Source organism: Natronomonas sp. (assembly GCF_047616845.1).
In the GTDB taxonomy this organism is placed as follows: domain Archaea; phylum Halobacteriota; class Halobacteria; order Halobacteriales; family Haloarculaceae; genus Natronomonas.
This window is the reverse complement of sequence record NZ_JBLGBY010000067.1, coordinates 1-11,178: the sequence shown is the minus strand read 5'-3', so window position 1 is coordinate 11,178 and position 11,178 is coordinate 1. Positions and strand designations below refer to the sequence as shown.

7 protein-coding genes and 1 tRNA gene are annotated in these 11,178 nt (G+C 61.8%); 1 reads left to right on the top strand and 7 read right to left on the bottom strand.

All coding sequences use genetic code 11. The features are described from left to right. Position 1: 1 nt before the first annotated feature. The 3 genes from ACI8UR_RS11455 to ACI8UR_RS11445 form a co-directional block, all read right to left on the bottom strand. Positions 2–74: transfer RNA gene (locus ACI8UR_RS11455), tRNA-Thr, on the bottom strand. Between the two features lie 115 nt (positions 75–189). After that, complete coding sequence (locus tag ACI8UR_RS11450) at positions 190–5,436, bottom strand: PGF-pre-PGF domain-containing protein (RefSeq protein ID WP_411715125.1); 5,247 nt, start codon at positions 5,434–5,436, stop codon at positions 190–192. Positions 5,437–5,566: 130 nt separating this feature from the next. Then, entirely contained in the window at positions 5,567–6,562 is a 996-nt protein-coding gene (locus ACI8UR_RS11445) for a class I SAM-dependent methyltransferase (protein WP_411715126.1), read from the bottom strand. An 89-nt stretch (positions 6,563–6,651) separates the two neighbouring features. On the opposite strand from ACI8UR_RS11445, the gene dph5 reads away from it, so the two are divergent. After that, complete coding sequence (gene dph5 / locus ACI8UR_RS11440) at positions 6,652–7,455, top strand: diphthine synthase (protein ID WP_411715127.1); 804 nt, start codon at positions 6,652–6,654, stop codon at positions 7,453–7,455. Positions 7,456–7,467: 12 nt separating this feature from the next. Here dph5 and artA (ACI8UR_RS11435) read toward each other — a convergent pair whose 3' ends face one another. The 4 genes from artA (ACI8UR_RS11435) to ACI8UR_RS11420 form a co-directional block, all read right to left on the bottom strand. Next, a complete protein-coding gene (gene artA / locus ACI8UR_RS11435) occupies positions 7,468–8,439 on the bottom strand; it encodes an archaeosortase A (RefSeq protein WP_411715128.1) in 972 nt (323 codons plus the stop codon). Between the two features lie 69 nt (positions 8,440–8,508). After that, the gene (locus ACI8UR_RS11430; protein WP_411715129.1) at positions 8,509–9,528 is read right to left on the bottom strand and encodes a hypothetical protein; all 1,020 of its coding nucleotides are present in this window, start codon (positions 9,526–9,528) and stop codon (positions 8,509–8,511) included. After that, the gene (gene artA / locus ACI8UR_RS11425; protein ID WP_415087887.1) at positions 9,525–10,478 is read right to left on the bottom strand and encodes an archaeosortase A; all 954 of its coding nucleotides are present in this window, start codon (positions 10,476–10,478) and stop codon (positions 9,525–9,527) included. Before artA (ACI8UR_RS11425) ends, ACI8UR_RS11430 begins: the two co-directional genes overlap by 4 nt. A gap of 163 nt (positions 10,479–10,641) precedes the next feature. After that, on the bottom strand, positions 10,642–11,178 hold a 537-nt coding region (locus tag ACI8UR_RS11420; protein WP_415087886.1), incomplete at its 5' end, for a PGF-CTERM sorting domain-containing protein.

Here is an 11,178-nt window from a genome sequence, read left to right as displayed (position 1 = left end):
AAGCCGGTGGAGGGATTTGAACCCTCGGCCTAATCCTTACGAAGGATTCGCTCTGCCAGCTGAGCTACACCGGCGCTTCACACGAACGTCGGGGGATAATCGCAATAAGGGTTGCGAACTATCGTCGCCGCTCCGTCGGTCAGAGTGCGGGCGTAAAAAAAGCGTTCAGTCGCCGACTGCGGGCGGCCGCTACAGCTCGTTCTGCTGGTAGACGCGTGCGCCTGCGACGGCCAACAGCACGGCGATGACCGCAACGATACCGAGTGCGACCATGCCGAACGAGCCGAGGAAGCCGACTTCAGCATCGCCGGGCGGCGTCTCGGTTGCCGTCGCGGTCGGCGTCTGCGTGTCCTGCTGTTCCTGCTGTTCGTAGACCGCGAACGTCGAGAAGCCGGGGGTCTCGGCCTCGTAGACGACCTCGCCACCGGACTGCTCGACGATGTCTGGCTGGTACAGCTCCCAGCCGCCATCGTTGTACCGGGCCAGCCGCACGTCGTCGGCGTCGCCATCGATCTCGGATTCGCTAACCGAGAACTGGATGGTCGCCGGCTGGTCTTCCAGCTCTGCCGGGACGTTGATTTCCATGGCGCGCACCATCGGCCCCGGCGTCTCCTCGACGTCGGTCGGGAGCGTCTCCAGGTCGGCCACCATGGCCGTCCCGTTAGAGGCGTTCGAGAAGGTGATAGCGCGAACCGTCACGTTCTCGAATTCGACCTGAACGCCGGGGTCATCGGGCGCAGCGTCGGTGATCGGTCGCGCGTTCGCGGCGATTGCGCTCTCGGGCGCTTCGGGCGGTGTCTCGACCGTCTGCTCGGTCTCGTCACCCTCGATGGTGACAGTTCCGGCTTCGACATCACCGACGGTGATAACTCGCTCACCGGGGTTGTCGAACGCTACCGGTAGCGTCACTTCGACCGTTTCGCCGGTCGAGATGTTGACAGTCTCTGTCGCGACCGTGACTGAGTTGGCCTGGACGCGGACGGTGTATTCGCCCTCTGCGTCGCCAGTGTTCTCGATGGGTGCCGTGACGTTGACCGTCTCGCCCGCTTCGATTTCGGTCGTCGAGAGCGTGGCGTCGGTAACGGTCATGTTCGCGGACGGTGTGGGTGCGGGTGCGGCACCACCACCACCGCCTCCGCCGCCACTGGTGCTACCGCCGCCGGTGTTGCCGCCGCCGGTGTTGCCGCTTCCAGTGTTATCGCTGCCGCCGGTGTTGCTACTTTCAGCCTCGGCGTTGATTTCGGTGTCGACACCGAGTTCGTCTGCTGCGATGGTAATCGTGCCTCCCTTGTTTGGTTCGAGCTCGAGCGTCACCGTGCCATTGTCGTCAGTGACGCTACTGACCGATTCATCGAGCGGCGCGCCGCGTGCCTCGATGCGCACGTCCTCGATCGGTTCATTGCTCGCGCCGGTCAGATTCACGCTCACGTTCGTCGTTTCGTTGGCGTCGACAGAGGTCGGGGTTGGCTCGATATTCGCGATCGCTTCAACCGACGTATTGATACTCACGTTGTCGGCAGCGATGGTAATCGTGCCTGCTTCGGTCGTGTTCAGCGACAGCGTGACGGAGCCGTTCGCCTCGGTCGTCCCGGAAACGTCGCTGTCGAGCGGGCCGCCAGTGGCTGCCACATCGGCGTTATCCAGACCGGATTCATTGACACCCGTCACGTTCACCGTCACGTCCGTCGTGTCGCCAGCGGTAATTTTCGTAGGCGTCGCAGCGATACTCGCGACGGATTCGACTTCGGTGGTAATCGGGAATCCGTTCTGACTCTTGTTGGCCTCGATGGGTATCGTGCCCACGTCCGTGGGGTTCAGCGTGAGCTGAGCTTTCCCATCACTGTTGGTGCTGTTGTTGAGCTCACCTTCGACCGGGCCCGAGGCGTTCACAGAGACGCCCTCAATCGGGTCGCCGCTCTCGTTCGTGACGGTGAACGTCACCGTCGTTTCGTCAGTCGCGTTGATCTTCTCGACGCTACTGTTGATCTTCGGCCCCACGACATCGAGCGTGGTTTCGTTGCCGATCTCTTCGCCAGTGACGGTAATCTGTCCACCTTGATCGGGCGACAGGGAGAGAACTGCCTCTCCATCGCTCGTCGTGTTCGTTACCGTTCCATTAAGCGGATCGCCGGAAGCATTCACAGTGATACCGTCGAGCGGGTTGCCGTTCGCTCCGGTCACATTGACCGTCACGTTGCTCTCGTTTCCGGCTTCGATAGATTCGGGCTCGATGGTGATGTCACCGACGGAGACGACGCTCGTCTCGATCTCGAAGTCCTTGCCGGACGCCTGCACCGTTATCGTTCCCGGCTGCGTCGGATCGAGTTCGAGTGCGGCGGTGCCGTTCTCGCCGGTAGTGGCAGACGAATTGTTCCCAAGCGGTTCACCGAAGGCGGTGACGTTGGCGCCCTCGACCGACCCATTCGTGTCGTTCACGGTCGCGGTAACCGTGGTCGTCTTGCCGGCGGAGATCTCGCTACGGTTGAGATCGAGCGTCGCATTAATCACTTCGAGAGTCGCCGAAACATTCGCTATATCGGTAGCATTGAGCGTGATTTCGCCACCCTGCGTAGCGTTGATGTTGAAAGTGACCGTTCCGTTCGACGGCGTGGTATCGGACTTCGTACCGTCGAGCGGGCCCCCGGTGGCCTCGACCGTGATATTCTCGAGAGCCGTTTTGTTCGCTCCGGTGACGGTGGCTGTCACATTCATTTCGTTGCCTGCAGTCACCTGCTCGGGCTCGAGGGTGATGTTCGCAACGGAGGCAAGGCCGGTTTCGATCTCGAAGTCCCTGCCGGACGCCTGCACCGTTATCGTTCCCGGCCGCGTCGGGTCGAGATTGAGCGTCGCCTGACCATCGGAGTCAGTCGTATTGGTTTCGTTGCTTTCGAGCGGTTCACCGAAGGCGGTGACGTTGACATCCTCGATACCGCCACTTCCGTTTTCAACGGTCACCGTGACGTTCGTCGACTGACCTGCGGTAATCTCGCTGCGGTCGAGTTGGATGCCCGTAACATCGACAGTGGTCTCGACGCCGGAGAGGTTCGTGGCGTCTATCGTGATAGTTCCTGCCTGTTCTGGTTCGAACGTGAAGGAAGCTGTACCGTTATCGGTCGTAGCCGAAGCGGCCTTCGGAAGTGGGTCGCCTGAAGCTTCGAGGCTGACCCCGTCGAGACCCGTTCCATCTGCTCCGGTGACGTTGACCGTCACGGTGGTCTCCTCGTTGGCCAGGATTTCTTTGGGCTCGGCTGTGATATTTGCGCGGTTGGCCTCGATGGTGGCTGGAACGGCCCCTGCCGCATCAAACTCTATTTGGCCTTCACTATCAGGAGTCAGCGAGAAGCTGACCGTACCGTTGCTGCTCGTTTTGGTGAATTTGTCGTTTAGCGCGCTACCGGATGCTGTCACGTTGACGCCATCAAGGAGAGTACCGTTTTGATCCTTGACTGTGACCGTGACCGTCTTCGATTTGTCGACCGTCAGGTTCTCGGTACTCGTCGAGAGCGTCCGATTCCCCATGACAGCGACGCCGAGGCCAGTCACCTGGGTGACGTTCGCATCGCTGGCGTTTGTTTGCACAGTGAATCGGGCCGAAGCACCCGGGTCTGCGTCGGCCGCATCGAACCTGATGCCGGTGTCATTCTCCTGTCTAAGGATGATGGTATCACCCTCGGATGTCTCTGTCGTATTTATAACCTGCACTCGGATCTCTTGGGGAGCAATGGGGTCGGCGACCTTCGTTTGCGCCGAGAAGATCCCGCCGGTTTCGAGGTTCTGCGATTCGTTGAAGGTGATATTGTTACTTCCGTCGATTCCGATGACGACCTCGGTTCCTGCCGCTATCTGTCCACCGGTTATGTCGGTGGTGTTGATAGCAATCGGGGCCGTCCCGCTCTGATCGTTCTGGTTCAATTCGAGCTTCGTGGGCTCATCGCCCTCGATGGTGATCTTGGGGACGGTGACCTTGAGTTCGTCAATATTCCCAGTTGAGACATTGACGTCGTTGAGGCGATTGACGGGTGTGTATTCGACATCGAGACCAGCCGTGAAGTCCGCAGATTCGTTTTTCTGAGTCTCGTCGAAGCCCGTCGTGTTGAAGCTGATATTGCGGACAGTCACCGTCTCCTCGTTACCGACGTCACGAGGGACGTCGAACCTGAGTTCCTCCTCGGTCACTTGGACGTTGAGATCCTCACTTTGGGTAATTCCCAGCGTACCTGGATACGTGATATTACCGTCCGGCTGTGAGGACGCATCGAATGTCAGCCCGCCCTGTGGGGCCGTAACGACCATTGTACCGTTCTCTTTGTGGAAGCCACTGGTGAGTTTGGACGTACCGTCGATGACGAGCGTCGCGTTGCCATCGGGCTGGCTATCGCGGCCACGCGGGAACTCGTACGTCTCCTGCAGCGACGCATCGAGTCGCTCGGGCGCCAGCGTGTAGTTGTCAGTCTGCCCGCGAATATCCCAGACGACGTTCGTTTCATTGGCATCGGCAGTGACGTTGTACGTCACGCCCGCAAGCTCGATGATAGCTGCATCTGTCGTGTTACCATCGAACCCGCTCACCGACACGACCATCGAACGGTCATCGAGCGACGTGATGTTGGCAGAGCCGTTGGAGGGGTAGACGTCGATTTCTTCTTTTGGGCCATCGAACGTTATGCCGTCGCCCTCCAGGCTGACGGTAGCCTTGAATCTCGAGGGGAATTCGCTTTCGTTCCCTCTGAGTGTGAGGTTTCTCGCCGGGTCGGATCCCGTAAGGGACGAATCTTCGAGGCCAACCATACTCTGGTTATACGCGCCGGCTGTCACCAATGCGACATCCCTACCGTTTTCGTCCGTCGCCTCGATATCGGCGTTGAATTCCTGAACGGTGATTTTGTGTGTCGCGACTTCGTTATCGATCTCCCATTCGAGCGTCGCGTTCTCCGGGGCGGTGGCGTTGAACGTGAGATTCCTAATCCGGACACCGACTGGCGCTTCTTCGCCAGTAAGCGGCCCGCTACTGCCGGAGTAGTCTGCCTGATACTCGATCGTTTTCGGGCCAAAATTATTGACAGTCACGTTCTCGGTGTCCACGGTTCCGTCCTCCCCGTACACAACGAGTTCGAACTCAGCTTGCGACTGTCGCTGATCAAAGGTAACGTCACTTTGGCTATCGAGACGAACTTCCCCGAAGAACGTTTCGGGAAGTGTCTCGTTCGTGGCCTCGACCTGCAGTGTATCGTTTCCACTCTCCACCCCTTGGGGGAGCTGTCCGTTGAAGTTCGCAAAGAGGGTCGAAGTGCCACCCCCGGCACCGTCCGACGCCTGTAATTCGTAGCTCGATGCGGCTGCGCCGCCGACAAATGCGACGCTGCCGGCGACGACTGATAACGCCATGAGACTGGCGAGCAGGAGGGCTCGCAGTTTGTGTTCGTTTCCGGTTGTCATTGTTCCGTTCGACCCAGCCGAGACGGCTCTGTCTTACCCGGGCAATATCCATATCCCTCAAAAGGAGTTGTGACAAACGCGTCCAAACGACGGGTGTGACCGGGGGTTTATCCGACGCGTCAGACGCTCGTCAGCCGCTCGTTCGCCGCAAACGCACGTCGAGACAGACGTTGAGATCGTGGGGCGCGTACGAGCGCACCTCGTGTCTCGTTTGGACATCGACCTCGTATTCGGGTTCGGCCGCGTCCCGAATCGCGCGTTCGCCGGGGCCGAAGGGGTCGGTGTCGGGCTGGATGTCGTAGTAGTGGATGATGCAGTCGTCGCCGGCCAACTCGACTGCGGTGTGGAGGAATTCGTCGGCGCTGTGCGGGAGGTTCATGACGATGCGGTCGGCCCGGTCGTCGTAGCCTTCGATGTCCCGTACGTCGGCGTGAATCGCCGCGACGCTATCCTCGACGCCGTTGCGTCCGATGTTACGTTCGAGGTATTCGATAGCCGCCTCGTTGAGGTCGACGCCGACGCAGTCGGCGCCCTGCTTCGCCGCGGGGATGACGAACGGCCCGACGCCGGCGAACATGTCGAAGAACTGCTCATCGGCCTCGACCTGCTTGATGACGCGGCGGCGTTCGGTCGCCAGACGAGGTGAGAAGTAGACGCGGTCGATGTCGAGTTCGAACGCACAGCCGTACTCCCGGTGGATGGTTTCGGTGCCCTCGCCGGCCAGGACGTCCCACTCGCGGATTCGGAGTTCACCCTCGATGGGCGAAGCGCGGTTGACGACCGTATCGATTGGGAGGTCGGAGTCGACGATGGCATCCGCGATTCGCCGCGCCCGCTCGTCGGTATCCTCGTCGATGATGGCGATATCGCCGAGGCGTTCGTATGAAGGGTCGAAGCCGAGGATGTCCTTTGGCAGTGTCTGTGTCTCCCGTGGCGTCACCTCACGATGGACGATATCGAACTGTTCACCGAGGGCTTCGAGATCGGCACTCGGGCCGAGCGGGATGTAGATAGTGCCGTCTTCGACCTCGATCTCGTATTCGCCGGAGAGCAAGTTCCGGTCTGCGAGGCGCTTGCGCGTCTCCTCGCCTTCCGCTCGCGGCGCGCGGACACACGGGACGGCCATTGCCGACAGTCGGCCCGGCCGGAGGGTAAGCCTGACGTTTCGGCGCCACCGAACGGCGGGCTTTTGCCCGCGGCGAATCGAGGTTCTGTATGCTCACATTCGTCGGCCTCGGCCTCTACGACGAGCGCTCGATTACGCTCGAAGGCAGGGATGCGATTCGGGACGCAGACCGCGTTTTCGCGGAGTTCTACACCAGCAAACTCGCGGGCGCGACTGTGGACGAGCTCGAAGAGTTCCACGGCATCGACATCGGTGTTCGCGACCGCGAGGGGGTTGAACAGGAGCCTGATCCGATTCTCGATGCCGCGAACCCGGGGGATGCCGTCTTCCTCACCGCGGGCGATACGATGATTTCGACGACCCACGTCGACCTGCGACTCCGGGCCGCCGAACGCGGTATCGAGACGCGCGTCATCCATGGGACAACCGCCGAGGCCGCCGCGGCGTCGCTGACCGGCCTCCAGAACTACCGATTCGGGAAAGCGACGACGCTGCCGTTTCCGTACGCCCACGGAGCATCGTCGTCAGTGCCCACAAGCGTCGTCGACACCATCGAGGACAACCGCGAGCGCGGTCTTCACACGCTCGTCTATCTCGATATCAAGGTCGGGACGGGCCCGAGTGGGCCTGACCCAACTCACGAAGAATACATGACTGGCGACTACGCCGCGGAACTGCTCGCGGAGGAACTCGACACCGTCGGCGTGGTCGTCGCACGGGCCGGAAGCCCCGAGCCCATCATCGCAGCCGACAGTCTGGAGTCACTGGCAGCGCGTGATTTCGGCGACCCGCTGCATCTGCTCGTGATTCCGGGCGACCTCCATATGCTCGAACGCGACGCGCTCTCGGAGCTTGCAGGCGCGCCTGAAGACGTTCTTCCCGACCCGGTCTGACGGAGTTCCTTCTCAGTCGTCGCCCATTCCGGCCTGTTCGGTCACGGACTCCTCGACGTCCGGCAGAAGCCCCAGTTCAGCCGCCGTGTCCTGCTCCTCGCCGGTCACCATGTAGGTCACGTCATCGATTATGACGAGCAGTTCGGGCAGCTCGCGAATGACGAACAACGCGATGAACACGAGCGCGACGATGGACAAAGACTGGCTGATGATGCTCTCGGCGACGATGTGAGACACCTTGTAGGGGTCTGTCTCACCGAACGCTCGCATCAGGTACGGAGTGTACCAGCCGTCGAACCACTGGTGGCCGAAGGCGAGCCCGATGAACGTCGTCCGGATGATGTTGAGGACGTAGATGACCGAAATCGCAACCGCGAGTGCCCGGAGCTTTCGACGCAGCGGTGCACGGACGGCGGCGATACAGCCCGCGAAGATGGCCATGCTTCCCAACCCGGTACACGCCATCACGATATTGTAAACGATACCCGGATGATTCGGGTCGGCCGTTTCGAAGAAAAAGGCCGCCTGGAAGCCGGCGTATGCGGGTCGGCGCTCGGCGACCGGCCCCAACGTTGGGTCGTATCCGAGAAGCGACATCAAAAGCTCCGTCTGTCGAGCGACGTGCTCGACCAATATCTGCCGGACGAATGGCAGCGTCTCTGCGGGGAGGTAAATCAGCCCCATCACGGCGACGGCGCGCGAGAGCACGAACAGCGAATCACGGCCGCCGACGAGGAGATAGCCGGCGTATAGACAGGCCGGCGCGCCGGCAAGCGCAAGGAGTGCCTCGACGACGCTGTTCTGGACGACGAAGAAAAACGGCGCCAGGAGGAGCCAAAAGACCGCGAACAGTGCCCACGCGGCCCCAACGACGTATCGTGCGAGGTCGGGCGCACGCCGCTCTGCGAGCGCTCCGACGCCGAACAGGACGACGAGCACCCACGCGAGCGGATTGGTGACCGCGAGGACATCGAAGGGCAGCATCTACCCGACTGAAGGGTCGGTTGCCTAAAGTCCTTGTCGGCCAGTGTGGCGCACGCACCGAACCGCGGGTTACCAGAACATCTCGTCGGCGCGGTGGTGTTCGTCGTACGCCGCGAGTCCATCGCCGCGAACGCCCGTCAGATGGAGGTCGTCGTACAACGTCGAGTAGGTGTAATCGACGAACGTCATCGGGAAAATGAGTTCACCACCGTCCCGAATCGCCGATACGACACCGGTGTAAGCGTGTTTGTGCCACAGGTCGCTGACGTAGCAGGTGGCGACCGGGACGGTCTGGTCGGCCGGCGCGACCGAATGCATCGCTTCCATCGAGCGGTAGACGAGCTCATAGCAGAAGATACCCGTATCGTCGTCCTGCTCCGTCAGCGACTGGAAATCGACCTCTTCCTCGAAATACTGTCGGAGGTCATGGGAGCCGAAGATGACGTTATCCTCGACCGACCCGGCCAGATACCGCGCAATATCGTAATCCGTCTCGGCTCGAAGCGCCTCCATGAGCCCGCGCGTGAGCGCGTCCGTGTTCGCGGGGTCGACGCCCGTGAATGCCTCGATGTCGTCGGCATCGACCTTGCCGTCCCACCGTCCGCGCACGGCACCGACCGTCTCCGACCGCTGTTCCGCACCGGCCACGCGTTCGAAGAACGCCGATGGCTGGCTGAACTCGAAGGTGTACTCCTCACTTCGAAACGCGACAGCATCCGCAAACAGCGCCGTGAGCCGGCCGTCGAGGCCGAGGTCGTCGTCGAGGGCCTGCGCATCCGAAACACCGTCATCCTCGAAGTCAAGCCGATGGGTCTCACCGCTCTGCACGATGTCGAGACCGCCGCCCGCGGTTCGGACATCGGCGTTGCCGATTCGGTCATCGTAGGTCAAATGGAGATGCTGGGTCGCAAGCGGCGCAAGGGCCTGGTCACGGAGGTTCGACCCCATCCCGAGTTCGCCGTAACCGAGAATCGTATTGTGGGCCGCCTTCACCGCGCCAACGGCCGTCAGTGTGCCGAAAGCGCCCGCGAGGAACTGCCGTCTGGTGAGCCCACGGAGTCGCTCGACAACGTCTTCGTCGTCGCTCACTCCTGCGGCTCACCCCCGTCAGGAGCGGCGTTCGGCGGCCGGAGCCTCACCTCGTTACCGGTGAGCAGATACAGCAACTCCTCGGCGATATCGAGGAGTTCTGGCAGCCACCGCGAGACGAGCCAGGCAATCGCGACCAGGGCGAACAGCGCGAGGAACTGCGAGATGATTCGGTCGGCGACGAAAAAGGACACCCGTGCAGGGTCGGTCAGGCCGAAGGCTGTCATCACGGGGCCTCGGAGCGCCGGATGGGCGAACCACTGGTAGCCGTTCGCGACGGCGATGAAGGCGTTCCGGGCGATGTTGAGCACCCAGATGATGGAGATGGAGATGACGAGGCCGACGGCTTTCCGACGGAGCGGCGCCTTCACCGCAGTGATGAGGCCACCGAAGATAGCCATGCTACCGATACCGGTACACGCGAAGACGATACTCGACCCTCGTCCAGCCTCGGGGAACCAGAACGTGTTCAGAAGCATCGAATCCGCCGCCGGGTCTTCGACGAGCACCATGCCATCCGCCAGCCCCAGCCAGTTAATGACGACGGCGGTCTGGCGGGCGACCGTCTCGATGAGGAACGTCCGCGCGATGACCGACGTCTCGAAGGGGAGGTAGATGAGCCCCATGAACGCGACGGCCCGCGAGAGGACGAACAGCGAATCACGCCCCTGGTACAGCAGCCAGCCAACGTACAGACACGCGGGTACGGCGACCGCGACCAGCACCGTTTCGACGATGCTGCGGTGGATAAACGCGTAATACTGGATCAACAGCAGCCAGAAGACGGCGAACAGTCCCCAGGCTCCGGCAAGCGCCGTGCGGGCGAGTCCGCGCCGGCCTTGCCACTCGGCGACCATTCCGCCAAGGAAAGCGGCGACGACGACCCACGCAAGCACGTCGGTCACCGGAAGCACCGACGTCTCCGTGACCGAGAGCGCGGGAACACTCATTGGTAGAACGATACGCGACGACCAGTATATGTCTTGTCGTCGGCCGCGACCGGCGCACACGACCGTCGGCGGTGGAGCGGCTGCTCCAGCACTATCGACGGCCGCGTGGCTGTCCGGGTAGCGCGCGAAAAAATGAACCGCGAAAACCGGGTAGACCGGTTAGTTAGAAGTCGTTACGTCGGGCAGCCAGGAGGGCCGCACCGATGAGCGCGATGAGTGCGAGGGCAGCACCGAAGCCGGGTTGCGACTCGGTGGTTTCGGTTGCCGTCGCCGTCTCGGTCGCGGTTGCGGTCTCCGTCGCCGTCGCCGTGGCGGTTGCCGTCGGCGTCGGCGTGGCGGTCTGAACGGTCAGGGCTGCATCGTCAAGGACGATGTCGCCTTCAGCGTTCGTGTACGGACCGTCCTCGGCACCTTCGCTGGTGACGAAGTCGTACTCCTGGTTACCGTTCGTGTCCTTGTGCGGCATCGCGACGAGCGTGCCGTCTTCCTCGTACGGCGTGTCGAGGGTGACCGTCACACCCGTGGACTCGCCGGAGCTGAGGTAGTCGGACGTACCGCGGACACTGTCGAACGTTGCGCCGTCGAGCAGCGAGCCGTCGTGGATGGTGACGAAGCCACCATCGGGGACGTAGACGCTGTCAACGGTTGCGGTCGTGCCGTCGGTGGTCTGGTCGCTGATGGAAACCTCAGCAACGTCACC

Coding starts and splice junctions, on each gene's coding strand:
- ACI8UR_RS11450 (WP_411715125.1), bottom strand. CDS start 5,436: ATGACAACCGGAAACGAACACAAACTGCGAGCCCTCCTGCTCGCCAGT.
- ACI8UR_RS11445 (WP_411715126.1), bottom strand. CDS start 6,562: ATGGCCGTCCCGTGTGTCCGCGCGCCGCGAGCGGAAGGCGAGGAGACG.
- dph5 (WP_411715127.1), top strand. CDS start 6,652: ATGCTCACATTCGTCGGCCTCGGCCTCTACGACGAGCGCTCGATTACG.
- artA (WP_411715128.1), bottom strand. CDS start 8,439: ATGCTGCCCTTCGATGTCCTCGCGGTCACCAATCCGCTCGCGTGGGTG.
- artA (WP_415087887.1), bottom strand. CDS start 10,478: ATGAGTGTTCCCGCGCTCTCGGTCACGGAGACGTCGGTGCTTCCGGTG.